This is a genomic window from Aminobacter sp. DSM 101952 (genome assembly GCF_001424795.1).
Taxonomy (GTDB): Bacteria; Pseudomonadota; Alphaproteobacteria; order Rhizobiales; family Rhizobiaceae; genus Aminobacter; species Aminobacter aganoensis.
In genome coordinates this window covers 148,316-173,091 of sequence record NZ_LMCL01000033.1, presented here as the reverse complement: position 1 = coordinate 173,091, position 24,776 = coordinate 148,316, and the positions used below count along the sequence as shown (strand labels likewise).

Here is a 24,776-nt window from a genome sequence, read left to right as displayed (position 1 = left end):
AGGACGTTCGGTCGGCCGCCTTCGCGGCCCACATCCACCACCGAGCTTCTTGTTGTCTTGCCCGTGGCTGGCCAAACCGAAGCCAGGCACATGATCCATCAGGAAAGCCCAGTGGTTTTCCGGGATCCGTGCCTAACACCAGGGAATGGGCGCGCCGCAAAGCGGTGTTTGCCACTCCCGCTACGAAGGACAAAATATGTTCAATCACCACAAAGTCGAAATCGAATGGGCCGGCCGTCCGCTCATCCTCGAGACCGGCAAGATCGCGCGTCAGGCTGACGCCGCCGTGCTCGCCACCTATGGCGAGACCGTCGTTCTCGCCACCGTCGTTTCGGCCAAGGAGCCGAAGCCGGGCTTCGATTTCTTCCCGCTGACCGTCAACTACCAGGAAAAGACCTACGCAGCCGGCAAGATCCCCGGTGGCTACTTCAAGCGTGAAGGCCGTCCGAGCGAGAAGGAGACGCTGGTCTCCCGCCTGATCGACCGTCCGATCCGTCCGCTCTTCGCCGACGGCTACAAGAACGACACCCAGGTCGTCGTCACCGTCGTCCAGCACGACCTCGAAAACGATCCGGACATCCTGTCGATCGTCGCCACCTCGGCTGCCCTGACGCTCTCGGGCGTGCCCTTCATGGGCCCGATCGGCGGCGCGCGCGTCGGCTACATCAACGGCGAATACGTGCTCAACCCGCACATCGACGAGATGCAGGAATCGAAGCTCGACCTCGTCGTCGCCGGCACCGATGCCGCCGTGCTGATGGTCGAGTCGGAAGCCAAGGAACTGGCCGAAGACGTCATGCTCGGCGCCGTCATGTTCGGTCATCGCGGCTTCCAGCCGGTCATCGACGCCATCATCAAGCTGGCCGAAGTTGCTGCCAAGGACCCGCGCGACTTTACCTCGCCCGACAATTCCGATCTCGAAGCCGAGATGCTGAAGATCGTCGAAGGCGAACTGCGCGACGCCTACAAGAACATCGACAAGCAGGCCCGCTACGCCGCCGTCGACGCGGTCAAGTCCAAGGTCAAGGCAGCGTTTGCCGCCGAAGGCGACGAAGCTCCGAAGTGGTCGTCCGACAAGGTCGCCACCGTGTTCAAGGAACTCCAGGCCAAGATCGTGCGCTGGAACATCCTCGACACCGGTTCGCGCATCGACGGCCGCGACCTCTCGACGGTCCGCCAGATCGTTTCCGAAGTCGGCGTCCTGCCGCGCACCCACGGTTCGTCGCTGTTCACCCGCGGCGAGACCCAGGCGCTGGTCGTTGCCACGCTCGGCACCGGCGAAGACGAGCAGTATGTCGACGCGCTGACCGGCATGTACAAGGAGAAGTTCCTCCTTCACTACAACTTCCCGCCCTACTCGGTCGGCGAGACCGGCCGCATGGGTTCGCCCGGCCGTCGTGAAATCGGCCACGGCAAGCTCGCCTGGCGCGCCGTGCGTCCGATGCTGCCGGCTGCCGAGCAGTTTCCCTACACGCTGCGCGTCGTCTCCGAGATCACCGAGTCCAACGGCTCGTCGTCGATGGCCACCGTCTGCGGCACCTCGCTGGCGCTGATGGATGCGGGCGTTCCGCTGCAGAAGCCGGTTGCCGGCATCGCCATGGGCCTGATCAAGGAAGGCGAGCGCTTCGCCGTTCTCTCCGACATCCTCGGCGACGAGGATCACCTCGGCGACATGGACTTCAAGGTTGCCGGCACGACCAACGGCATCACCGCCCTGCAGATGGACATCAAGATCGACGGCATCACCGAAGAGATCATGAACATCGCGCTCGGCCAGGCCAAGGACGGCCGCCTCCACATCCTCGGCGAAATGGCCAAGGCTCTGTCGGAAGGCCGTTCGGAGCTCGGCGAGTTCGCTCCGCGCATCGAGGTCATGCACATCCCGACCGACAAGATCCGTGAAGTCATCGGCTCGGGCGGCAAGGTCATCCGCGAGATCGTCGAAAAGACCGGCGCCAAGATCAACATCGAGGACGACGGCACGGTCAAGATCGCTTCGTCGAACGCCAAGGAGATCGAGGCGGCCAAGAAGTGGATCCACACCATCGTGGCCGAGCCGGAAGTCGGCGAGATCTACGAAGGCACCGTGGTGAAGACCGCTGACTTCGGCGCCTTCGTCAACTTCTTCGGCCCGCGCGACGGTCTCGTCCACATCTCGCAGCTTGCCAACGACCGCGTTGCCAAGACCTCGGATGTGGTCAAGGAAGGCGACAAGGTCTGGGTCAAGCTGATGGGCTTCGACGAGCGCGGCAAGGTCCGCCTGTCGATGAAGGTCGTCGACCAGGCCACCGGCAAGGAAATCGCCAAGGAAAAGAAGGCCGAAGGCGAAGAAACCGCAGCCTGATAGGCTCGACAGCTGTTATGACGCGGGCGCGGCCGAAAGGTCGCGCCCGTTTCGTTTGAGTAGACCAGACAACACCGGAAATCGGCCATGGCCCGCGATGCACTGAAGACGCTGTTCTACCCCTTCGAGGCCGAGGTTCTGGCGATGCCGGGGCAGGGCGCCCGTGCGCTCTTCATCGGCGCCGAGCCGGGCTTCAGGAAGCCGCAGGGCTTCGACGCAAAGCTTTCCCTGGTTCAGGGCTTCAGGCCGCATGTGCTGGCGCTGGCAGCCGCTGGACACGATGTTGCGGCGCGCGCCGAGGAAGACGGCTACGACGTTGCCCTCGTGCTTGCCGGCAGGCACCGCGGCCTCAACGAACTGCGTGTCGCCGAGGCGATCGAGCGCGTGGCGGCGGGGGGCCTGATCGTGGTTGCCGGCGGCAAGGACGACGGCATTGCCAGCCTGCGCAAGCGGCTGGGCTCGCTGGTCGAGATCGAGGACCACCTGCCCAAGTATCATGGGACAGCGCTCTGGTTCCGCCGCACGGCACAGGCTGAGGCCACGTCCGCAATATTGCGCGCGGACAATCCCGGGCAACTGGTCGAGGGCCGCTTCCGCACCGCACCGGGCATGTTCTCGTTCGAACGCGTCGACGCCGGTTCGCGCCTGCTGGTCGACAACCTGCCTTCCGACATCAAGGGCAAGGTTGCCGATTTCTGCGCCGGCTGGGGCTATGTCGCCGCCGAGGTTGCGGCACGGGCCCCGGGCCTCACGGCGCTCGACCTGTTCGAGGCCGATTTCGATGCGCTCGAGGCAGCCAGGGCCAACGTGCCCGACGGACCTGTCGCGGCTGCCTTCCACTGGCAGGACCTGGTCAAGGAGCCGGTCGAGCGGCGCTACGACATGGTGGTGATGAACCCGCCCTTCCACCTCGACCGCGATGCCGATCCCGAGATCGGCCAGCGCATGATCCGGGCGGCGTCTGCCGCGCTCAAGCCGGGCGGGCGGCTGTTCATGGTGGCCAACCGCCATCTGCCCTACCAGCCAGTGCTGGCGGCGACATTCTCGTCGGTTCAGGAAATCGCCGTCGACAGCGCCTTCAGGGTCTACGCCGCCAAGCGCTGACCTCAGTGTACACTGGCCGTGCGGTCGGCGGGAACGACAAGCCCGGCATCGCCGAGCACCAGCGGCGCCGGACGGCCGAAGAAATAGCCCTGCACCACCTGGCAGCCCGCCGCCCTGAGCAGGGTGGCCTGGTTTTCCGTCTCTACGCCCTCGGCGATGGTGCGCACGCCGAGCGCCCTGGACAGGCCGACGATGGTCGAGACCACGGCGCCGGAATTGCTGTCGGTCTCCATGCGGCTGACGAAGGAGCGGTCGATCTTGAGCTTGTGGAACGAGAAGTCGATCAGGTAGGCGAGGTTCGAATAGCCGGTTCCGAAATCGTCGACCGCCACCGAGATGCCCATCGCTGTCAGTTGCTTCAGGATCTGGGCGGCGCGGTCGCGGTCCTGCATCATCGCCGATTCGGTCAGCTCCAGCTCGAGCCGCTTGGGCGCGATGCCGGTTTCCTTGATGATCCTCTCGACGATGCCGACGAAGTCGCGGGTCATGAACTGGACCGGCGAGATGTTGACCGCCACGAAGCAGTCCTCCGGCAGCAGGCGGGCATCGGTGCAGGCCTTGCGCAGCACCCATTCGCCGATCGGCGCGATCATGCCGGTTTCTTCGGCGACCGAGATGAACTCGCCCGGCGGGATCGTGCCGCGCTCGGGGTGATGCCAGCGGATCAGCGCCTCGTAGCCGACGACGCGGCCGGTCGGCAGGTCGAGTTGCGGCTGGTAGTGCAGGTCGAAGTCGCCGCGCTCGAAGGCGACATGCAGTTCCGACTCGACCCACTGGCGGTGATCGGCGACGCGGCCCATCTCGGGCTGGAACACGGCCCAGTCGCCGATGCCGCTGGCCCGCGCGTTCTGCAGCGCCAGGTTGGAGCGGCGCAGCAGCGTCACCGGGTCGTAGCCGTCCTTGGGCATGGCGACGACGCCGACAGACACGTTGACCGACTGGAGGTGCGACGGCAGCGGGTAGGGCCGCATCAGGTCGTGGATCAGGCGGTCGATGAGGGCTTCGAGAGAGCCCTGCAAGGCTGGGTCGGGACTGAGGATGGCGAACTCGCCGGCGCCGATGCGGCCGATCACCACGTCGCGCGGCAGCGCGGCCTTCAGGCGCGCGGTGAAGGCCCGGATCAGCGCGTCGCCATTGCTGTAGCCGATGGCGTCGTTGATCTGCTTGAAGCGGTCGATGTCGACGTCGATGAGGAACACCGGCTTGCCGGTTCGCGCCGTGGCTGACGCCGCCTCGGCGATCTTGCCGACCATCGCGGTCCGCGCCAGAAGCCCGGTCAGCTTGTCGAAATGGGTCTCGTTGAAGACATAGTCGGCCGATTCGTCGATGCCGGCAAAGAACGACATCGCCGCGATCGATGCGGCGAGCGCGCAAAGCGCGGCGATGATCGTGGCAGCGACATCCGAGGGCATGCCGCCGACATTGGCGCCGAGGGCGAACCTCAGCCCCCACATGCCGAATACGAAACTGCCCAACCCCGCACTGGCGATGGTGACGAGCCGAAACAACGGGCTTCGACGGGGATTCCTGACGGCAGGCATGCGTGAATTTCCTAACTTGCGTGGCATCACTACCGATTCGCTCGTTAAGATCGCTTACGGCGATTGTCTACAATTTTAACGTCGGGAGAGATTTTACAGCGCCGCATGTCCGCCCGGACGCGCAAAAGACGCTGTAGGGGCGTGAACTGGCGCATGGGGCTTCGCGGAAATCGAATCCGATTCCCGGGCGCGTCAATCGCGCCCGCCATCCATCTGCTTGAGTTCGTCCAGCGTCGGCATCGAGACGATGTGATAGCCCGAATCGACGTAGTGGATCTCGCCGGTGACGCCCGACGACAGGTCGGAGAGCAGGTACAGCGCCGAACCGCCGACCTCGTCGAGGGTCACTGTGCGCCTGAGCGGCGAGTTGCGCTGCTGGTAGGAGAACATGTGGCGGGCATCGGCGATGCCGGCACCTGCCAGCGTGCGCACCGGACCGGCCGAGATGCCGTTGATGCGGATGCCGCGCGGGCCGTAGTCATTGGCGAGATAACGCACGCTGGCCTCGAGGCCGGCCTTGGCGACGCCCATGACGTTGTAGTTGGGCATGACGCGCACCGACCCTGCGTAGGTCAGCGTGATCATCGAGCCGCCGTCGTTCATCAGGGCTGCTGCATGCTTGGCGACCTCGGTGAACGAGAAGCACGAGATGACCATGGTGCGCACGAAGTTGTCGCGCGTGGTGTCGGCGTAGAGGCCCTTGAGCTCGTTCTTGTCGGAAAAGCCGATGGCGTGGACCAGGAAGTCGATGCCGCCCCACTTTTCCCTGAGCGTCTCGAAAGCGGCCGCCACCGAAGCGCTGTCCTCGACATCGCAGGGCACCAGTATGTCGGCACCGACCTTCTCGGCCAGCGGCTTGACGCGGCGGCCGAAGGCCTCGCCCTGGTAGGTGAAGGCAAGCTCGGCACCGTGTTCGGCGAGCTTCTGCGCGATGCCCCAGGCAATCGAGTGGTCGTTCGCGACGCCCATGATGAGCCCGCGCTTGCCCTTCATCAATCCGTCCATGTCGGTGTCCCTATGCGGAGAGGCGCTGGAAAACGAGCGTGGCGTTGGTGCCGCCGAAGCCGAAGGAGTTGGACAGCACCGTGTCGATCTTGGCGTTGTCGATGCGCTTGCGCACGATCGGCATGCCTTCGAACTCCGGGTCGAGCTCTTCGATATGGGCGCTCTCGCCGATGAAGCCGCCCTGCATCATCAGGATCGAATAGATCGATTCCTGCACGCCCGCCGCACCCAACGAGTGGCCGGTCAGCGACTTGGTCGAGGTGATGTTGGGCAAATTCCCGGCGAAGACTTCGCGGATCGCGCCCATTTCCTTGCTGTCGCCCACCGGCGTCGAGGTGCCGTGGGTGTTGATGTAGTCGACCGAACCCTTCACCGTCGACAGCGCCTGGCGCATGCAGCGCATGGCGCCTTCGCCCGACGGGGCGACCATGTCGTAGCCATCGGAGGTGGCGCCGTAGCCGACCAGTTCGCAATAGATCTTGGCGCCGCGCGCCTTGGCATGCTCGAGCTCTTCGAGCACCAGCACGCCCGCGCCGCCGGCGATGACGAAGCCGTCGCGGTTGACGTCATAGGCGCGCGAGGCGACCGGGGCGCGATCGTTGTACTTGGACGACATGGCACCCATGGCGTCGAACAGGTTCGACATCGTCCAGTCGAGGTCTTCGTGGCCGCCGGCGAACATGACGTCCTGCTTGCCCCACTGGATCATCTCGGCGGCGTTGCCGATGCAATGCGCCGAGGTCGAGCAGGCCGAGGAGATCGAATAGTTGACGCCGTGGATCTTGAACCAGGTGGCGAGCGTGGCGGACGCCGTCGACGACATCGCCTTCGGCACCGCGAACGGCCCGATGCGCTTGGGGCTGTTGTTCTTCTGGGTGATTTCGGCGGCTTCGACGATGGTGCGGGTCGAAGGACCGCCCGAACCCATGATGATGCCGGTGCGCGGATTGCCGGAAATGACGCTCTCTTCGAGGCCGCTGTCGGCGATCGCCTGCTTCATGGCGACATGGTTCCACATGCCGCCCTGCGACAGGAAACGGGCGGCGCGACGGTCGACGAGCTCGGTCGTGTCGAGGTTCGGCGCGCCCCAGACCTGGCACTTGAAGCCGTGCTCGGCAAAGGACTCCGAAAAGCTGATGCCGGACTTGGCGTCACGCAGCGAAGCTTGAACCTCGGAGGCGTTGTTACCGATGGACGATACGATGCCAAGGCCAGTTACGACGACACGTCTCATGAGAATCTCCGGTCCAGTGTATGGGGCCGATCAGACGGCCGAGGCTTCCTGCTTCGAGAGCCCGACCTTCAGGTCGGTAGCCTTGTAGATAGGTTCGCCGTCGGCCTTCAACCAGCCGTCGGCGATGCCGAGCACCAGGCGGCCGCGCATGACGCGCTTGAAGTCGATGCCGTATTCGACCTTTTTGACCGAAGGCGTGACCATGCCCTTGAACTTCACCTCGCCGGTGGAGAGCGCCATGCCCTTGCCCTGTTCGCCGAGCCAGCCGAGATAGAAGCCGGTCAGCTGCCACATGGCGTCGAGGCCGAGGCAGCCCGGCATGATGGGGTTGCCGATGAAGTGGCAGGGGAAGAACCACAGGTCCGGCTTGATGTCGAACTCGGCGCGGACGAAGCCCTTGTCGAACTCGCCGCCGGTTTCGCTGATCTCGGTGATGCGATCGAACATCAGCATCGGCGGGGCCGGAAGCTGGGCATTGCCGGGGCCGAACAAGTCGCCGCGGGCACATGCCAGCAATTCTTCGTAGCCGTAGCTGGATTTCTGATCGGCCATGAACACCTTCCCCGTATAAGTTCTCGGGCGGTGCCGCCCTTCCTGTGTGCTCTCACTAGCACAGACTGTTTGCAGCCGGAAACCGGCGTTTGCGATTAACGCGCCCATCCGCCTGGGTCAATGCGCGCTATTGATCGCATTTGAACGACAGAATATATGTCAGGCATAGCTTGCCGGCGTTCTATTCGGATCTAGAAGCGCCCGGCGGATTTTTTTGAGGCGAAGGCAACCTTCGACGAGGCAAACCGAGTGGATTCCCGCAAGGCCAGTATTGCTGTGGAAACGCGTGTGCGCGATGCGGGCCTGAGGCCCACGCGGCAGCGTATTGCGTTGGCCGAACTGCTGTTTGCCAAGGGCGATCGCCATCTTTCTGCGGAAGAGCTGCACGAGGAGGCGCTCGGCGCCGGCGTGCCGGTGTCGCTGGCGACTGTCTACAACGCGCTGCACCAGTTTACCGAATCCGGTCTGCTGCGCATCCTCGCGGTCGAAGGCTCGAAGACCTATTTCGACACTAACACCTCGGACCACCACCATTTCTATGTCGAGGGTGAGAACCGCATCTTCGACATCGAATCGAATTCGGTCTGCGTCACCAACCTGCCGGAACCGCCGGAAGGCATGGAGATCGCCAATGTCGATATCGTGGTGAGGCTGCGGCCCAAGCGCCCGGCCTGATCTCCGGGCAGCCCCGGTTTTCGGGGCCTTTCTTCATAATCGGCAGGTTTCTTCGCGGGCATCGCATTGCCGCGCGTTCCGAGAACGCGCGGCATGACCGGAGCCTGGCGGTCAGTTCTCGATGCTTTCGCCGGGGTATGCCCCCCAGACCTGCGACTGGTTGAGCCATCCGCTGGTCCCGGCAAAGCTCATTTCGCACCATTGGCCGTTGCACTGCTTGATCGAGCCGATCACGCCCGGGTCGATGACGGCCACGGTGCGCGCACCCTGCTCGGGCTTGGCGAGAAGGTTGAGCTGCGCCGGCTTGCCGCGCTGCCATGGTGCCGTCATCGCCGTGCGGTGGCCCGACAGCAGCGACTGGTTGATCCAGCCCTCGGCACCCTCCGAGTCGCGCACGCGGCGCCAGTTGTCATATTCCTGGATGATCTCCATCGGCAGGCCCGGCTTGAGATAGAGCCAGTCGACCGGGTAGTTGACGCCGGGGCCGATGCGCGAATTGACCTTGCCGGATTTCAGGCTGACGAATCGCGGCAGCGGCAGTCCGCTCGGCCCGAGCCTGACGTCCTGGGCCGCCACGGCGGGCCCCACCAGGGCGGCATTCGGTGAAACGAAAGCAATGCCGATCAGGGCTGCGCTGACGGCCAGGCGGAGCGACGCGAAACCAGACACTACCGTAACCTCTGTTTGAATTCGGGCCCTTTGCGCGGGCACCCTTTTTCTTTGTCTTCGGCGGCACTGCTTGTTACACAGATTACCGCTCAGTGATCGGTTCCCAGTTTCGCCGGTCTTGGTTAAAGAGGTCTCAACGAGATCTTCGTCGAGGATAGAATGGCCGGTCGAAAAAAGCCTCTCGTCGTCATTACGCGCAAGCTGCCCGACCAGGTCGAGACGCGGATGCGCGAATTGTTCGACGCGCGCCTGAATGTCGACGACCGGCCGATGACCCAGCCGGAGCTGGTGGCGGCGGTCAAGGAGGCCGACGTGCTGGTGCCGACGGTCACCGACACCATCGATGCGGCCCTGATCGAGCAGGCCGGGCCGAACCTCAAGCTGATCGCCAATTTCGGCAACGGCGTCGACAAGATCGACGTCACCGCGGCCGCAAAGCGCGGCATCACCGTCACCAACACGCCAAACGTGCTGACCGAAGACACGGCCGACATGGCCATGGCGCTGATGCTCGCCGTGCCGCGCCGTCTGACCGAGGGCGCCAGCGTTCTCACCAGTGAGAAGAAATGGGCCGGCTGGTCGCCGACATGGATGCTTGGCCGCCGCATCGGCGGCAAGCGGCTCGGCATCGTCGGCATGGGCCGCATCGGCACCGCCGTTGCTCGCCGCGCCAAGGCCTTTGGCCTGTCGATCCACTACCACAACCGCCACCGCGTGCTGCAGTCGGTGGAAGACGAATTGGAGGCGACCTACTGGGAAAGCCTCGACCAGATGCTCGCCCGCATGGACATCATCTCGATCAACTGTCCCTCGACGCCGGCGACCTTCCATCTGCTGTCGGGCCGGCGGCTGGCGCTGATGCAGCCGCACGCCTACCTCGTCAACATCGCCCGTGGCGACATCATCGACGAGGATGCGCTGGTCAAGATGCTGCAGGACGGCAAGCTGGCCGGCGCGGCCCTCGACGTCTTCGAGCATGAGCCGGCGGTCAACCACAAGCTGCTCAAGCTCGCCGCCAAGGGCAAGGTGGTGCTGTTGCCGCACATGGGCTCGGCCACCATCGAAGGCCGCATAGACATGGGCGAGAAGGTCATCATCAACATCCGCGCGCATGTCGACGGCCACCGCCCGCCCGACCGCGTGCTGCCGCTGAGGACCTGAGCCTCCGTCCCAGGCTTGCGCTGCCGGCCCGCCGGGCCGGGGCTTGCTGTCCAGGACTGAGCTTCGCCTCATAGGTTCGCGCTGCCCCTCATCCCCGCCGGACCTTCTCCCCGTAAGAGCGGGGAGAAGGATGCTTGCCGCAACGCCAACGCCCCCTCTCCCCGTCTTTCACGGGGAGAGGGTCAGGGTTAGGGGCAGCGTCGAGCTAGCCGGAAAAGCTGACCTCGCCGTCCGCGCCAACCCTCACCGACTTGCCTCTAAAGCTGCCGAAAGCATCGCGCGGCAGTCTCACCGCCACCGGGGTCTGCCAGCCCATCTCGCGCGCCACGATCAGCCCGAGCAGCAGGATGGCGTCGGGCTCGTGCAGCACCAGCGCCGCCGGCGCATGGCCGGCGTGGACCAGTTCCATCAGCACCGCCGACGCCGAAGACGAGCCGATGGTGCCGGGCAGGAACAGCATCGTGCCGGCAATGCCTTGGCCACATTCGGGGTGGCGCACGTCGGCGATGCGGCCGGATTTCGGATCGACCCCGCCCCAGAAGCTGATCGGCGCCGACAGGATCAATGCCGGGCCTTCGCCAGCCTGGCCGGGAACCAGGATTTCGGCCCGCACCGAACTCATCGCCCGGTCCCCGCAAACAGCGGCTTGCCGGCGACGGCGCTTTCGACGCAATCGGCGAGCGAGCCATAGAGCACGGCATAGCCGGTGTTGCCGGGCGCATAATGGGCGAATTTTCCCGAATTGGTCATCAGCACGCCACCCGACCGGTCGGGCAGGATCGGCGTCACCACCACGCAGGTGTCCGCGACGATCACCACGCCCAGGGCTTCCAGCACCTTGCGCCTGCCGTCGCGGTCGAGCGCGGCCAGCACATGCCGGCCGGTGCAGGCGTGGATCGGTACGGCCAGCTTGCGGTCGGCCATCAGCCGCTCGAGCGCGTCGAACTCGGCAAGCGACAGGTGCGGGCTGCCGATGGCAACGGCGTCGATGCGGTCCGCACCTTGCGCGGTCGACAATCGCGCCTGCGCCGCGGACACCATGTCCGGCGTGACGCGAATCGTGGCGTCGGGCGCGATGCCGCCCAGCGCCGTCTCGGCATCGGGCGCCTCGGGTGTCACGCCAGCGATATGAAACAGGCCGACGGCGCCGGACGATGCGGCTGCCGCGCCGAACGCCTTGAGCGCGTCTTCGCCGGGATCGCGCGCGACGCCCGAGACCACGCCGATGGCGCCGCCGACCTCGCGGCCATACAGGCTGCCGAGCACCGGCCAGGCGATCTCGGACGCCATGAAGGCCGGGGGCAGGGCGGAAACGTCGAACACCAGGGTGGCCCGTCTGTTCTCGGGCCGGTGTAGGCCATAGTTGGGCGCCCGGCCGGATATGGCGCAGGCGATGTCGAGGAAGTCGCCGTAGCGGTTGGTGCGCGCGCCGAGCACCGAATTGCAGAACACCACGGCATTCGATTCGCCCCAGGCGACGTCGCTGCCGAATGCCGGGCGATGCCCGGCCTGATAGGGCGCGCAGGTCCAGCTCTGCTCGCAGCCGAGCTTGCGGTAGGCGTCCATCATCCGCCGCGCCATCGAACGTTGCGGTTCTTCGAGCCTGACGCGCGAGCAGCCCATGAGGTCGAGCGCGCCGACATTTAGCGTCGCGCGCACCGCCACCCGTGCCCCGCCATCGACCAGCCTCTCGGCGAACAGCGTGCCCGAATCGCCGTGATAGAGCGCACCGTCGATATGGGCGGATGCAACCGGGATCAGCCTGGGCGCGCCGAGCAGGGCGGCACTTTCGGCGACGATGCGCATCGCCATCGCGGCCCCGTCCGCGCCGCCGGCGATCCGTCGCTCGTCGGCGGTGAGTTCGAGGCTCAAGCGAGCGCCTTCCGGTAGGTGATCGAGGTCGCCCGGTCGTAGCCGTCATGCGCGGTACGCTTGACTTCGACGAACCCCATCCGCTCGAAGGTGGCGTGATTGGCCTCGAGCTCGATCCGGGTCTGCAGTTCGAGCGTGGGCTTGGCTTGCGCGATGGCGTGGCGTTCGGCCGCCTGCATCAGCGCCCGGCCGATGCCCGTGCCGCGCGCACCGTCGTCGACGGCCAGCTTGCCGACATAGAAGGCGTCGGTGCGCTCGGCGGCGAAGATGCAGCCGGCGAGCCGTCCGTCCAGCGTGGCGACGAAGCAGGTTTCAACCCTGGCCTTGTCGCGCAGACTGGCCGGCGTCAGCCGATGCGCCGAGGACGGCGGGTCGATGACGCCGTCCATGTAGGCGAAGGAGCGCATGATCAGCTCGAAAAGCTCGTCCCAGGCCGAAAAGCCCTCGGGCAGGCGGGTGACGGTCAGCTCGGCCATCGTCAGGGCGCCTTGTAGCGCACCGTGTCGAACCGGGCGCCGAGCGCATCGTAGAGCAGCAGACGGCCGACCAGCGGCTCGCCGATGCCGGTGATCAGCTTGAGCGCCTCCATAGCCTGCAGCGTGCCGATGACCCCCGTCAGAGCGCCGAGCACGCCGGCCACAGCGCAGGAGGGCACCAGCCCGGCCGGCGGCGGCTCGGGGAACAGGTCGCGGTAGGACGGGTTCTTGCGCCCTTCGGCATTACTTTCGAACGGCTTCAGCACGGTGATCGAGCCGTCGAATCGCCCGACCGCAGCGTGTACGAGCGGCCGTTTCACTTCGGCAGCGGCATCGGCGACGGCATAACGTGTCTCGAAATTGTCGGAGCCGTCGATCACCATGTCGTAGCCGGCGATCAGCCCGGCGGCATTGTCGGGCGTCAGCCGCATCTCGTGCAGTTCGACCGTCACATGCGGGTTGATGCGCAGGATCGCCGCCTTGGCGCTTTCGGCCTTGGAGGCGCCGACCGATTGTGTGTCGTGGATCACCTGGCGCTGCAGGTTGGACAGCGAGACATGGTCGTCGTCGACGATGCCGAGCGTGCCGACGCCGGCGGCGGCGAGATATTCGAGCACCGGCGCGCCGAGTCCGCCGGCGCCGATCACCAGCACGCGGGCACGCTTCAGCTTCTGCTGGCCCGGGCCGCCGATCTCCGGCAGCACGATGTGGCGGGCGTAGCGTTCGAGTTCTTCGGGCGAAAGCGGGGCGGACTGGTTCATGCCGCAACCATATCGCCGAGCGTACTGCTTGTCAGTCGCCTTCCGTCACGCGAACGCTGCCGTGGTCGACTGTCAGGAACTGCGCCCGGCCGGCGAGGCTGGAAAACAGCGCCGGCTCGGTGCCGGTCATGAAGGCCTGGCAGTTGAGGTCCTCGAGGATTTCAAACAGTGCGGCGCGCCGTCCGGCATCGAGATGGGCGGCGATCTCGTCGAGCAGCAGGATGGGGGCAGCACCTGCCATTTCGCCGGTCAGTCGCGCATGCGAAATGACGATGCCGACCAGCAAAGCCTTTTGCTCGCCGGTCGAGCACAGTTCGGCCGGCATCGACTTGGGCCGATGGCGCACGACGAGGTCGGAGCGGTGCGGACCTTCCAGAGTGCGCCCCGCCGCCCGGTCGCGCTCGCGGCCGCTGGCGAGAGCCTGGCGGAAGCGCTCCTCCAGTTCCACTGCCGGCATGTTGCCGATGCTTTGCTCCAGCGTTCCGGAAAGTGCCAGCTCCGCCTGCGGGAAGGGGCCGGTCTCGGGCATGCGGCCGATCATGGCGGTGAGCAGGCGCACCATCTCGACGCGGGCGGCGGCGATCGCGGCCCCGGTCTCGGCCATCTGGATCTCGATCGCATCGAACCAGGCGTTGTCGCGGCGGTCTTCGGCCAGCAGCCGGTTGCGGCCGCGCATCGCCTTTTCGTAGTCGAGCGCGCGCTGGCCGTGGGCGGGGTCGATCGCCAGCACCAGCCGGTCGAGGAAGCGTCTGCGGTCGCCGGTCGGCCCGGTGAACAGCGCGTCCATCGATGGCGTCAGCCAGACCACGCGCAGCCATTCGAGCATGTCGTCGGCCGATCTGGCATTGGCGCCGTTGATGCGCACGCGCCGGCCAGCCTCGCCTGCGGCTTCCGGCGCGGTGCCCGTGCCGATCTCGACGTCGCCGAACGGCCCTTCGATGCCTGCATGCACGGCAAAGCCGCCGGCACTGCCTTCGCGCGCCACGTCGGGGTAGGGCGCGCGGCGCAAGCCGCGTCCCGGCGTCAGAAACGAGATCGCTTCGAGCAGGTTGGTCTTGCCGGCGCCGTTGTCGCCAGTGAACACAACGGGGCCGGGCCTGAGGTCGAGCGCTAGCGAGGTGTAATTGCGGAAATCCGTAAGCATGAGCTTACGGATATGCGTCGAGGGGGTGCGTTTTCGTTCGCCCCCCGGTTCCTGGCCTTGCACGGACGTGGGCGCGCTACACGCGCATCGGCATCAGCACGTAGAGAGCGTTCTCGTCGGCTGTGTCGTGGATGAGCGTGGGGGAGCCGGCATCGGCCAGCATGAAACGCGCCTCGCTGCCCGAGAGCTGGGCGGCGACGTCGAGCAGGTACTTGGCGTTGAAGCCGATCTCGATCGGGTCGGCCGAATAGTCGGCGGCGAGCTCTTCGGTGGCGCTGCCCGAATCGGGGTTGTTGACGGCAAGCGTCACCAGCCCGTCGGCGATCGACAGCTTCACGGCGCGGCCGCGCTCGGACGAGATCGTCGAGACGCGGTCGACGGCCGCGGCAAAGCTCTGGCGGTCGATGACCAGCTTCTTGTCGTTGCCGCTCGGAATGACGCGCTGGTAGTCGGGGAAGGTGCCGTCGATCAGCTTCGAGGTCAGAATCACGCCGCCGATGGTCAGGCGGATCTTGGTGTCGGAAAGCTCGGTCGTCACCGCCACGTCGGGCGTGTCGATCAGCTTCTGCAGCTCGCTGACCGTCTTGCGCGGAATGATGATGCCCGGCATGCCTTCCGAGCCGGCCGGGGCCTCGACCTCGGCGCGGGCCAGGCGGTGGCCGTCGGTGGCGACCGCGCGCAGCATCAGCTTGCCGCCGCTTTCATGCGTGTGCAGGTAGATGCCGTTGAGGTAGTAGCGCGTCTCCTCGGTGGAGATGGCAAACTGCGTCTTGTCGATCAGGCCCTTGAGCGCCTGGGCGTCGAGCCGGAAGATATGCGAGAAGGTGCCGGCCGAAAGCTCGGGGAAGTCGGACTGCGGCAGGCACTGCAGCCGGAAGCTCGAACGGCCCGACACCACCGACATGGCGTTGCCGTCGTCGTCGGTCCTCAACATCACTTCGGCGCCGTCGGGCAGCTTGCGCACGATGTCGTAGAGCAGGTGGGCGGGAACGGTGGTCGCGCCGCCCTGCTCGACATTTGCCGGCGTAGCTTCCGAAACCTCGAGGTCGAGGTCGGTTGCCTTGAGCTCGATGCTCGCGCCATCGGCCTGCAGCAGCACGTTGGAGAGAATCGGGATCGTGTTTCGCCGTTCCACCACGCGATGCACGTGGTTCAGCGACTTCAACAGGTTGGAGCGTTCCAGGATAACACGCATGACGAAACAGGCTCGCTTATTTGAAGGTGCGGGCTCACGGGCTCGAATGCGCCCGGGAAAGCCCGCAACACGATCGGAATGGTGCCGAGTCTGACAGTAAAAAGTGCGGAAAGGCAAGCCCGCGCAGCCATTCCAGGGCGGTTGCGCGGGCGTTCTGGGGATAAGTGGCGGGCGTCGATCGGTCGCCGCCGCCATCCGGCCGTCAGGCCTGGTCGTTGATCAGCCTGCGCAGCAGTTCGAGTTCCTGCGCCAGCGTGTTGTCGCCGCCGGAAAGGTCCTCGATCTTGCGCACGGCGTGCAGCACCGTGGTGTGGTCGCGGCCGCCGAAACGCCGGCCGATCTCGGGCAGCGAGCGCGGCGTCATGACCTTCGACAGATACATGGCGATCTGACGCGGCTTGACGATGGTGCGGGTGCGGCGGTTCGACAGGAGCTCCGTCTTCGACACGTTGTAGTGGCGCGCGACGATGCGCTGGATGTCTTCGATGCGCACGCGCTTGGGCTCGCCCGAGCGGTAGATATGGCCGAGGATCTCGTCGATCCGCTCGATCGACAGCTGCGGTTCGAACGACTGGCGGAAGATCAGCTGGTTGAACGCGCCTTCCAGCTCGCGGCCGCTGCCGGTGACGGTGCGGGCGACATGGGCGAGAATTTCCTCGTCGATGGCGAGGTTCGGGTCCTCGTTCTTGGCGCCGGCAAAGCGCAGCTTGAGCATGCCAAGGCGCATGCCGAAGTCAGGCGCCGACATTTCGAGCGCCACGCCGCCATTGAGGCGCGAACGCACGCGCGGCTCGAGCGATTCCAGCTCCGCCGGCGGACGGTCGGCGGCGACCACGACCTGCTTGGCCGAGTCGAGCAGCATGTTGATGAGGTGGCAGAACTCGTGCTGGATCGACTTGCCCTGCAGGAACTGCATGTCGTCGATGATCAGAAGGTCGATGTCGCGCAGCTGCTCCTTGAGCGTCAGCGCGTTGTTGTCGCGGATCGCGGTCGCAAAACGCCACATGAAGTATTCGGCCGTCAGGTAGACGACGCGCGACTTCGGGTTCTGGCGCAGCGACTCGGCGGCGATTGCCTGGAGCAGGTGCGTCTTGCCGAGGCCGACCGTGGCATGAAGGAACAGCGGGTTGAAGCGCGAGTTCGATTCCGCCACCGCGCGCGCCGCTGCCAGCGCCACGCGATTGGAGGGGCCTTCGACGAAGGACTGGAACGTGTAGCGCGGATCGAGCGGCGAGCCGAGAACGCTCTGCTTGAACTCCGCGTCCGCCGTGCCGTTGCGGGCAGGGGCGGGGCGCTCGGTGCGTCCGGCTGCCACCGTGCTGGTGGCCAGGGCCGTCTGAGCCTGGCGCACCGGCTTGCGCAGTGCCGTGGCTTCGGTCTCCACCCCGGGACGTACCTGGCGTGTGGCCGTGCGGATGATGATTTCGAGCTTCAGCAGTTCGGGTTCTTCCTGCCGCCACAGCTCGGAAATCAGGTCCAGATAGTGGCTGTTGATCCAGGAACGCAGGAATGCCGTCGGCACCGAAAGGCGCACGACGCCCTTCGAGGTTTCCGCAAGCTTCATGCGGCCGAACCAGCTCGAGAATACTTCGCTGCCCAGGCGAACCTGGAGCTGCGTCTTGACCCGGTCAAAATTCTTCTCTGCGGCGCTGGTTGCTGCCACTTCGTTCCCCTCGATCAGTTCGCCGGTAAAAAGAAAGCCCGCATTTGCTTCCCTTTCGATGCCGCTTTGCATGTCGCAATCCCTAACCTTCGGTCCTCGTTGCCGTATGGGGATGCGCCGCTCGCATCTCCACCGGTATGTTCATTCGGGATGCTGCCGTTTCCGGCGAGGCCCCGTGTTGCCTTCATCGGCGCTGTCAGGCGCTTTCGGAAGGCCGGTGCTGCGGGGGCAGCAGCACCAGGCAAATGCGTAGCCACCCGGCGAAATCGCCGGTGCATTGCAAAGTCACCATGCCGTGTATCCCCACACGCCCCAAGTATATCTCGAAGTGAGCACGCCTCCCCCGATCGCGGATTCCATCCACGCCGAGAACGCCGCCGATTTTGTGGCTTGGCAGAGGGCTTGGTGCCCGTCCCTTCGATGAAAAGACCTTACAAAAATCGCTGTGGACAGGGCAAGGCCGAGTCTAACGCGTTTTTAATGAATCTGCTTAGCGCCCGTCCGGATTCAAAGCCCGTTTGTCCCCCTCGGACGGCCAAAGCCTTTGTGATTCAAACCCTTTTCCGGGGATCGAAAAAAACCGGGCCCTGCTGGAAAAAATTATAAAAGAATCCGCTTGACACCAACTTGTCCCCCAAGCCCCGTGGGCGACGTGAACAACCTGTGGATGACCGCGCACAAGCTTATGAATTTACAGGGGAATTTCTGCCAGGGTGAGTCTGCGGCAGAGGCCGCTTGCTGCAGTTGTACTTATAAGAATAGCCGCATATGCCGGCAAAGATCTTGGTGCCCCAGGGTATGCTCACGAGGTCGTTGCGGGCTGCTTTTTCGGCCATTTTCGGACAAAAGAAAAACCCGGCTGATGAGGCCGGGTTGATCAGAAATCCAATTGCTTGCAGGGCTTAGGCGGAAAGCGCCTTGAGCCGCTGGGCCAGACGCGAAACCTTGCGCGAGGCGGTGTTCTTGTGGACCACGCCCTTGCTGGCGGCGCGCATCAATTCCGGCTGGGCGGCGTTGAAGGCGGCTTCTGCCTTTGCCTTGTCGCCCGAGGCCAGCGCCTCTTCGACCTGGCGGATGTAGGTCCGGACGCGCGAGCGGCGATTCTTGTTGACCGCGGTACGGGCGGCAATCTTGCGGGTAGCCTTCTTGGCCGAGGAGGTATTGGCCATGGTGCCTCTCTTTGATCTATGGTGGGCGCGAGCAGCTTCCCGCAAAGCGCAAAAATCATTCGGGCGTCCCTAGGGGCGCCTCGGTTGGTGCGGCTTATAGTTCAGCTTACTCCCAACGTCAACGCGATTCCGGTCAGCGGTTGCGGAAATTCGCGGTTCTCTTCTCTGCAAAGGCCGCCATGCCTTCCTTCTGATCTTCGAGCGAGAACATCGAATGGAACAGGCGGCGCTCGAAGCGCAATCCTTCCGAAAGCGTCACCTCATAGGAGCGATTGACGGCTTCCTTGCACATCATGACCGCCGGCAACGAGAAATCGGCGATCTTGGCCGCTGCCTTCATCGCCTCTTCCATGAGGTCGGCTGCCGGCACCACGCGCGACGCCAGACCCGAGCGCTCGGCTTCGGCCGCATCCATCATCCGGCCGGTCAGGCACATGTCCATGGCCTTGGCCTTTCCGACGAAACGGGTGAGTCGCTGCGAGCCGCCCATGCCGGGGATGACGCCGAGCGTGATCTCGGGCTGGCCGAATTTGGCGCTGTCGGCGGCGATGATGAAGTCGCACATCATGGCGAGTTCGCAGCCGCCGCCCAGGGCGTAGCCCGCGACGGCCGCGATCATCGGCTTGCGGTTGCGGGTGAAGGCTTCCCAGCCGGAAAAGAAATCCTCGAGATAGGCCTCGACATAGGTCTTGGCCTGCATCTCCTTGATGTCGGCACCGGCGGCGAACGCCTTTTCCGAACCGGTGATGACGATGGCGCCGATGCCATGGTCGGCCTCGAAGGCAGCGGTGGCGGCGAGCAATTCGCCAAGCACCTGCGTGTTCAGCGCATTGAGCGCCTTCGGACGGTTGAGCGTGATCAGCCCGACCTTGCCTCGCGTTTCCACGATGATCGTCTCATAGGCCATCTTGCGCTCTCCCTGTCTCGCAGCAGCATTGAGACTTGGTCTAGCTTAGCGCTGGCACTGGCGGCAATAGAAGGTTGACCGCCCGCTCTGCACTATCCGCTCGACATGGCCGGCACAGCCGGTGTGCGGGCAGGGTTCCCCCTCGCGGTCATAGACCGAGAACGAGTGCTGGAAGTATCCCAGCGAGCCGTCGGTGTGGACATAGTCCCGCAGCGAGGAGCCGCCCGCCGCGATCGCATCGGCAATCACCTCGCGCACGGAGGTGGCGAGCAGCGCGGCACGTTCGCGCGCCACCTTGCCCTTGCCGGCGATGGTGCCGGCCGCGCGCAGCGGCGACAGGCCGGCGCGCCAGAGCGCCTCGGAGACATAGATGTTGCCAAGACCGGCAATCAGGCGCTGGTCGAGCAGCGCAGCCTTGAGCGGCGTCTTCTTGCCTTCGAACAGGCCGCCCAGCAACGTGCCGTCGAGCGTGTTGCCGGTCGGCTCGACGCCGAGGCCGGACAGCATCGGATGCTCGGTGCCGTTGCGCTCGGCAAACAGCATGAAGCCGAAACGCCGGGGATCGTTGAAGACGACGCGGGCCGGGGCGCCTTTTTGGTCTGCGACGTGGAAGACGACGTGATCGTGCGCTTCCGACTTCGATCGTTCGTGATGGAACTGGCCCGGCGCCGTCGCGTCCTCGTCGGTTTCGATACGGAACGAGCCGGACATGCCGAGATGGCAGATCAGCAGCGGCGCATCCTCGACATCGGCGAGCAGATACTTGGCGCGGCGGCCGAGCGCGGTGATCCTCTTGCCGGCAAGGCGCTCGCCGAAGCGGTCGGGGAAGGGGTAGCGCAGGTTCGGCCGGCGCGTTTCGACGCGTTCGATGCGCGCGCCTTCGAGCACCGGCTGCAATCCGCGCCGGACGGTTTCGACTTCGGGCAATTCAGGCATGGGTGGCGATCGTTTCGAGGAAGGAGGTGCCGTGGCGCCCGCGTGGCAGGCCGAGATGTTGGGCCACCGTTTCGCCGATGTCGGCGAATGTCGGCCGCAGCCCGGTGTCGCCGCCCGGAAGGCCGGGCGCGATGCCGATCACCGGAATGCGCTCGCGCGTGTGGTCGGTGCCGCGCCAGGTCGGGTCGTTGCCATGGTCGGCGGTCAGGATCAGCAGGTCGCCCGGCTTCAGCCGCGAAAGGGCCTCGGGAATGCGCCTGTCGAAGGCCTCGAGCGCCGCGGCATAGCCAGCCACGTCGCGGCGATGGCCGAATTCGGTGTCGAAGTCGACGAAGTTGGCGAAGACCAGGTCGCCGTCGCCGGCGTCGTCCATGGCGCCCAGCGCCTTGTCGAGCATCGCCATGTTGCCGACGCCCTTGCGCACCTCGGAGATGCCGCGATGGGCGAAGATGTCGCCGATCTTGCCGATGGCGATGACCTTGCTGCCGCGCTCGGTGAGCCTGTCGAGCAGCGTCGCCTCGGGCGGCGGCGTGGCATAGTCCTTGCGGTTCGGCGTGCGCTCGAACGTTTCCTTGCTTTCGCCGACGAAGGGGCGGGCGATGACGCGGCCGATGTTCAGCGGGTCGACGAGCCGACGGACGGTCTTGCACAGGTCATAGAGCCGCTCGAGCCCGAAGTGCTCTTCATGCGCGGCGATCTGCAGGACCGAGTCGACCGAGGTGTAGCAGATCGGCTTGCCGGTCAGGACGTGCTCTTCGCCGAACCGCTCGATGATCTCGATGCCCGAGGCGTGGCAGTCGCCGAGAATGCCTGAAACCTTGCCGTCGCGGATGATCGCCTCGGTCAGCGACGCCGGGAAGGCGGGAACTGTCTGCGGAAAATAGCCCCAGTCGAAGGTGACGGGAACGCCGGCGATTTCCCAATGGCCGGACGGCGTGTCCTTGCCGCTGGAGATTTCCTGTGCCGTACCGTGGAAGGCGCCGTCACGCAGTCTGGCCCCGGTTTCGAACTCCAGGCCGGTTGCCAGCCTTGCGGCGCGGCCAAGCCCGAGGGCCGTCATGTTCGGCAGGTGGAGCGGGCCGGAGCGCAGTCCGTCGCGGTCGCCTCGGCCCTCGGCGCAGGCCGCCGCTATGTGGCCGAAGGTATCGGACCCGACATCGCCGAATTGCGCGGCATCTGCAGCGCCGCCGATGCCGAAGGAATCCAGGACGAACAGGAATGCACGCGCCATCTATGAGGGGCTCTCGGTTGCCAGCTTGCCGCACAGACATAGGGTCAGTCGCAGACGTTGGCAATTATCCCGCAGATGGCAACTGACGCATGCAAATCCTGCAGCAGTTCCAGGGTTCAGGTCTGGCAGTCGTCACAGGGGATCGCCTGGCTCATGCGCGGCCGCAGATAGTAGACTTCGTCCATGGTGACGGGATCGATGGCGGCTGCGAGGCCGAGCACGGGCTTGTCTTCGGCGGCCCAGGTGATCATCGGCTTGTAGTCGAGTTCGCTGACGACCCGGATCAGGAAAGCCCCCTTGGTCCTGAGGGCGTCAGGCACTGTCGTCACCGTGTCCTTGGCGAGGTCCGGCGTCGCCGAGCCCTTGATGTATTTGCGCGACCACACGACCAGCACCCTGGGCGACGCCTCGTCGGTGACCTGGATTGCCGTGATGAAGATCTTTCCGGTGCTGCGATTGTAGGGTTGCAGGATCGACTCGGCGATCTTCATCACCGCGTCCACTTCGGCAGCCTTGATCGTTTGCTGCTGGGTGATGAGATCGGCGACCATCGAGCCGGCTCGGCTGACCTTCTTGTTCGTCTCGATCGCCTGGGAGACCTCCATTGTCACGAAATACAGCGACAGCAGGAGAGGGACGACGAAGGCGAATTCGACCGCAGCGATGCCGCGCCGGTCCGACATCAAGGCATATGCGCATGATCGCAACTTCTTAAGCATCGATAGTGCCCCCGGCCACGCCGACATCCCAAGTCTTTTCACACTCGTGCCGGCCCAATCCTGGCCGTCGGTTTCTATCAATCGTTGAACGGCTCGTTCTGCCAGACCACGGATGCAAACTGCAGCGTGTAGCCGCCCTCCAGGTTCGACATCGAAGCCTTCATGAAGTCGGTGACGACGGGCCATTTGTAGAAGACGCGCAGCATGTTCTTGGTCATGGCAGGTCCCGGCGTGACGGCAAATCCCGACGTGTCGATTTCCTTGTTGACGAACTTCAGCTTCACCTCGGCTGCCTTCTCGAAGGTCGGAAAGCTCCTCAGGTCGACGATCAGATTGGGGCAACCCTTGGCGACGAAGACCTCGAGCCGGTCGCAGATCATCTTCTCCAGCGAGGTTTTCGAGACTTCTGCGGCCCTGACCTGTCCCGTGCGCAACTGGCGGGCGACGTCGTCGGCTGCATTCGCCAGCACTTGCTGGCCGGCGAATGAGAGGCAGCTCTCGAGGATGGCAAAAACCAGCAGCGAGAACGGGATTACCAGCATGACGAACTCGATCGCCGTGCTGCCGCTGCGGTCACGCAGGAAACCGGCGAACAATCCTCGCCGGCGCGCCTTCGTCTCGTCATGCACTGCAGTAGCCGTGTCGCTCATGTCCCGACCGCCTTCTCATTTCGGACGGACAATAGTGCAAAGCCGTTGAGGTCCCGTTTTGATGACGGGGAAAATAGCAGGGAATATCTTTACCGAGCGCTAACCCTTGGCCGGGTCGCCAATCCCGGCGTCTTACTGGGAAGCGTTCATTTCGCTTTCGGACATCCGCTCGGCGTCGCTCTTGTAGGAGCTCTCGCAATAAGGTGTGCAAGAGAGCGTCTGTATCTCGGAGCGGCGGTAGATCCGGACGGAAGAGGCGTCGTGACGGATGACTGTCACCTGTTCGTCGACGATGGGCGTGCCATTGGCATCGAGCACCACGAGGTTGGTCACGCCAAAACCCTTGCCGGTCAGCACCAGGGTTGAGGCGTCCTGGACCGAGGCGTCGGCGATCGACGAGTTGCCGACCACGATTGTATCGGCCGGGCGGGCGAGCCGCACGATCTTGGCCTGGTTCATCGTCACTTCGATACCGGAACCCGCTTGGGCGGGCAGGGCGGCAGCCATCGCCAATGCAATTGCGCATGCTCCCGGAAAGAAAGCTTTCGGCCTCGTCATCGCTCGCCCCTCGATCGCTGGCAGTATCGACTGATCAATGGAAGATGAACGCTTTTGGTGAACCAACAGTTAAGCAGCCTGCCAGCCGGCAACCGATACGCGAAATGCTCCTCTCCATGATGAAGCGAGGAGACTGGAAACGTCTGTAGGTCACGGCTTCAAGGCGCCGACAAACCTCCTGCGTCGTTTAGCCTGCGGTTAACCACGCGGCGCCAATGGCCGGCTAAAGGTTTCGGTAAGGCTGTTTCTTAAGCCGTTTGAAAGAGCTCCCCGCTAGGTTGCAGTCATCCGATCGACGACAAAGAAATGTTGACGGAAGTGCTGTAACAAACGGAGTAAGGAGCTCTCCAATGTCCAATCTCATCGCACGTTTTGTGAAGGACGAATCCGGCGCGACCGCCATCGAATACGGTCTGATCGCCGCCCTCATCGCAGTTGCCATCATTGCCGGCGCCGGCATGGTCGGCAGCGCACTCAACTCGAAGTTCACGACCATCTCGACCGAGATCTCGAACGCTGGCAACTAACGACTACTGCATTACTTGCCGGCAATGCGATCGAAAAGGCTGTCTTCGGGCAGCCTTTTCTCGTCGGGCGGTAGGAACAAATATTTGAATCGTCTTCATCCAGGCTTAATGCCCGCGAGCTAGGCTGGTTCAACACAGTGAATGCGGATGTTTGACGATGCTCGAAGCGCTGATCTTTGTCGTTTTTCCGTTCTGCATGGTCTACTCGGCTGTCTCCGACACCATGTCGATGACCATCGCCAACCGCGTGCCGTTGCTGCTGCTGGGTGTCTTCCTAGTCGTTGCGCCGCTGACTGGGATGGCCTGGGTCGACATCGGCATGCATCTGGCTGCCGGCGCATTGCTGCTCACCGTCACCTTCGCGATGTTCGCGCTTGGCGGCATGGGCGGCGGCGACGCCAAGCTCATCGCGGCGTCCGCCGTCTGGATGGGTCTCGGCATGCCGCTGATGCAATATCTTCTCGTTTCTGCTGTGTTCGGCGGAATGCTGACGCTCGCGATCCTGGCCTTCCGCAGTTCCGCACTCGCACACATCACCAGCCAGAACATGTTCCTCAGGAATTTTTCCAAGGATGCTGGCGGCGTGCCCTATGGCATTGCACTGGGTGCAGGCGGCCTGCTCACTTATCCGAGTTCGCCCCTAATGGTTTGGGCGCTGGAGCGGCTGGCGGCCCAATGATCGC

General features: G+C 64.7%; 25 protein-coding genes. 6 read left to right on the top strand and 19 right to left on the bottom strand.

The window, feature by feature from the left end; translation table 11 throughout:
- Positions 1-196: 196 nt before the first annotated feature.
- Together pnp and ASC75_RS22615 are read left to right on the top strand one after the other, a co-directional pair.
- Positions 197-2,344: a polyribonucleotide nucleotidyltransferase gene (pnp, locus tag ASC75_RS22620; RefSeq protein WP_055980828.1), complete on the top strand. Its 2,148-nt coding sequence runs from the start codon at positions 197-199 to the stop codon at positions 2,342-2,344.
- 87 nt (positions 2,345-2,431) lie between these two features.
- Positions 2,432-3,448, top strand: a complete 1,017-nt coding sequence (locus tag ASC75_RS22615; RefSeq protein ID WP_055980825.1) for a class I SAM-dependent methyltransferase — start codon at positions 2,432-2,434, stop codon at positions 3,446-3,448.
- Between the two features lie 2 nt (positions 3,449-3,450).
- Here ASC75_RS22615 and ASC75_RS22610 read toward each other — a convergent pair whose 3' ends face one another.
- The 4 genes from ASC75_RS22610 to fabA form a co-directional block, all read right to left on the bottom strand.
- Entirely contained in the window at positions 3,451-4,989 is a 1,539-nt protein-coding gene (locus tag ASC75_RS22610) for a bifunctional diguanylate cyclase/phosphodiesterase (protein ID WP_055980822.1), read from the bottom strand.
- Between the two features lie 192 nt (positions 4,990-5,181).
- Positions 5,182-5,994 carry an enoyl-ACP reductase FabI gene (gene fabI / locus ASC75_RS22605; protein ID WP_055980819.1) on the bottom strand — a complete coding sequence of 271 codons (813 nt, stop codon included), beginning with the start codon at positions 5,992-5,994 and terminating at the stop codon, positions 5,182-5,184.
- Positions 5,995-6,004: 10 nt separating this feature from the next.
- Positions 6,005-7,228: a beta-ketoacyl-ACP synthase I gene (gene fabB / locus ASC75_RS22600; protein WP_055980816.1), complete on the bottom strand. Its 1,224-nt coding sequence runs from the start codon at positions 7,226-7,228 to the stop codon at positions 6,005-6,007.
- Positions 7,229-7,258: 30 nt separating this feature from the next.
- Positions 7,259-7,780, bottom strand: a complete 522-nt coding sequence (fabA, locus tag ASC75_RS22595) for a 3-hydroxyacyl-[acyl-carrier-protein] dehydratase FabA (RefSeq protein ID WP_055980813.1) — start codon at positions 7,778-7,780, stop codon at positions 7,259-7,261.
- A gap of 249 nt (positions 7,781-8,029) precedes the next feature.
- Between fabA and irrA the strand changes: the two genes are divergently transcribed.
- Entirely contained in the window at positions 8,030-8,455 is a 426-nt protein-coding gene (gene irrA / locus ASC75_RS22590; RefSeq protein ID WP_055980811.1) for an iron response transcriptional regulator IrrA, read from the top strand.
- Between the two features lie 111 nt (positions 8,456-8,566).
- On the opposite strand, the gene ASC75_RS22585 is transcribed toward irrA, so the two are convergent.
- Positions 8,567-9,124, bottom strand: a complete 558-nt coding sequence (locus ASC75_RS22585; RefSeq protein WP_055980806.1) for an SH3 domain-containing protein — start codon at positions 9,122-9,124, stop codon at positions 8,567-8,569.
- Positions 9,125-9,283: 159 nt separating this feature from the next.
- Here ASC75_RS22585 and ASC75_RS22580 point away from each other — a divergent pair, with 159 nt between their 5' ends.
- Positions 9,284-10,285 carry a D-glycerate dehydrogenase gene (locus tag ASC75_RS22580; protein WP_055980803.1) on the top strand — a complete coding sequence of 334 codons (1,002 nt, stop codon included), beginning with the start codon at positions 9,284-9,286 and terminating at the stop codon, positions 10,283-10,285.
- Positions 10,286-10,490: 205 nt separating this feature from the next.
- On the opposite strand, the gene ASC75_RS22575 is transcribed toward ASC75_RS22580, so the two are convergent.
- The 14 genes from ASC75_RS22575 to ASC75_RS22510 all read right to left on the bottom strand — a co-directional run bounded on the left by ASC75_RS22575 (position 10,491) and on the right by ASC75_RS22510 (position 23,515).
- Entirely contained in the window at positions 10,491-10,907 is a 417-nt protein-coding gene (locus ASC75_RS22575; protein ID WP_055980799.1) for a DUF126 domain-containing protein, read from the bottom strand.
- Positions 10,904-12,157 carry an aconitase X catalytic domain-containing protein gene (locus ASC75_RS22570; RefSeq protein WP_082496715.1) on the bottom strand — a complete coding sequence of 418 codons (1,254 nt, stop codon included), beginning with the start codon at positions 12,155-12,157 and terminating at the stop codon, positions 10,904-10,906. The genes ASC75_RS22575 and ASC75_RS22570 overlap by 4 nt, the downstream gene beginning before the upstream one ends.
- Positions 12,154-12,633 (bottom strand): GNAT family N-acetyltransferase, encoded by a 480-nt coding sequence (locus tag ASC75_RS22565; protein WP_055980796.1) that lies wholly within the window; start codon positions 12,631-12,633, stop codon positions 12,154-12,156. The genes ASC75_RS22570 and ASC75_RS22565 overlap by 4 nt, the downstream gene beginning before the upstream one ends.
- A gap of 2 nt (positions 12,634-12,635) precedes the next feature.
- Entirely contained in the window at positions 12,636-13,394 is a 759-nt protein-coding gene (locus ASC75_RS22560) for a molybdopterin-synthase adenylyltransferase MoeB (RefSeq protein WP_055980793.1), read from the bottom strand.
- A 31-nt stretch (positions 13,395-13,425) separates the two neighbouring features.
- On the bottom strand, positions 13,426-14,601 hold the full coding sequence (gene recF, locus ASC75_RS22555) for a DNA replication/repair protein RecF (RefSeq protein WP_082496714.1): 1,176 nt from the start codon (positions 14,599-14,601) through the stop codon (positions 13,426-13,428).
- A 13-nt stretch (positions 14,602-14,614) separates the two neighbouring features.
- Positions 14,615-15,733, bottom strand: a complete 1,119-nt coding sequence (dnaN, locus tag ASC75_RS22550; RefSeq protein WP_055980788.1) for a DNA polymerase III subunit beta — start codon at positions 15,731-15,733, stop codon at positions 14,615-14,617.
- A 202-nt stretch (positions 15,734-15,935) separates the two neighbouring features.
- Positions 15,936-17,468 carry a chromosomal replication initiator protein DnaA gene (dnaA, locus tag ASC75_RS22545; RefSeq protein WP_055980786.1) on the bottom strand — a complete coding sequence of 511 codons (1,533 nt, stop codon included), beginning with the start codon at positions 17,466-17,468 and terminating at the stop codon, positions 15,936-15,938.
- A gap of 830 nt (positions 17,469-18,298) precedes the next feature.
- Complete coding sequence (gene rpsT / locus ASC75_RS22540) at positions 18,299-18,565, bottom strand: 30S ribosomal protein S20 (RefSeq protein WP_055980783.1); 267 nt, start codon at positions 18,563-18,565, stop codon at positions 18,299-18,301.
- A 133-nt stretch (positions 18,566-18,698) separates the two neighbouring features.
- On the bottom strand, positions 18,699-19,472 hold the full coding sequence (locus tag ASC75_RS22535; protein ID WP_055980781.1) for an enoyl-CoA hydratase: 774 nt from the start codon (positions 19,470-19,472) through the stop codon (positions 18,699-18,701).
- A gap of 45 nt (positions 19,473-19,517) precedes the next feature.
- Positions 19,518-20,408 carry a bifunctional DNA-formamidopyrimidine glycosylase/DNA-(apurinic or apyrimidinic site) lyase gene (gene mutM / locus ASC75_RS22530; protein ID WP_055980778.1) on the bottom strand — a complete coding sequence of 297 codons (891 nt, stop codon included), beginning with the start codon at positions 20,406-20,408 and terminating at the stop codon, positions 19,518-19,520.
- Entirely contained in the window at positions 20,401-21,639 is a 1,239-nt protein-coding gene (locus ASC75_RS22525; protein WP_055980775.1) for a phosphopentomutase, read from the bottom strand. Before ASC75_RS22525 ends, mutM begins: the two co-directional genes overlap by 8 nt.
- Positions 21,640-21,755: 116 nt before the next feature.
- Positions 21,756-22,322: a TadE/TadG family type IV pilus assembly protein gene (locus ASC75_RS22520; protein WP_244487914.1), complete on the bottom strand. Its 567-nt coding sequence runs from the start codon at positions 22,320-22,322 to the stop codon at positions 21,756-21,758.
- Between the two features lie 113 nt (positions 22,323-22,435).
- Complete coding sequence (locus ASC75_RS22515) at positions 22,436-23,008, bottom strand: TadE/TadG family type IV pilus assembly protein (protein ID WP_055980769.1); 573 nt, start codon at positions 23,006-23,008, stop codon at positions 22,436-22,438.
- A gap of 132 nt (positions 23,009-23,140) precedes the next feature.
- Entirely contained in the window at positions 23,141-23,515 is a 375-nt protein-coding gene (locus ASC75_RS22510) for a pilus assembly protein N-terminal domain-containing protein (protein WP_156381361.1), read from the bottom strand.
- A gap of 401 nt (positions 23,516-23,916) precedes the next feature.
- Here ASC75_RS22510 and ASC75_RS22505 point away from each other — a divergent pair, with 401 nt between their 5' ends.
- Positions 23,917-24,093 carry a Flp family type IVb pilin gene (locus tag ASC75_RS22505; RefSeq protein WP_055980763.1) on the top strand — a complete coding sequence of 59 codons (177 nt, stop codon included), beginning with the start codon at positions 23,917-23,919 and terminating at the stop codon, positions 24,091-24,093.
- Between the two features lie 157 nt (positions 24,094-24,250).
- On the top strand, positions 24,251-24,772 hold the full coding sequence (locus ASC75_RS22500; RefSeq protein WP_055980760.1) for a prepilin peptidase: 522 nt from the start codon (positions 24,251-24,253) through the stop codon (positions 24,770-24,772).
- Positions 24,773-24,776 lie beyond the last annotated feature (4 nt).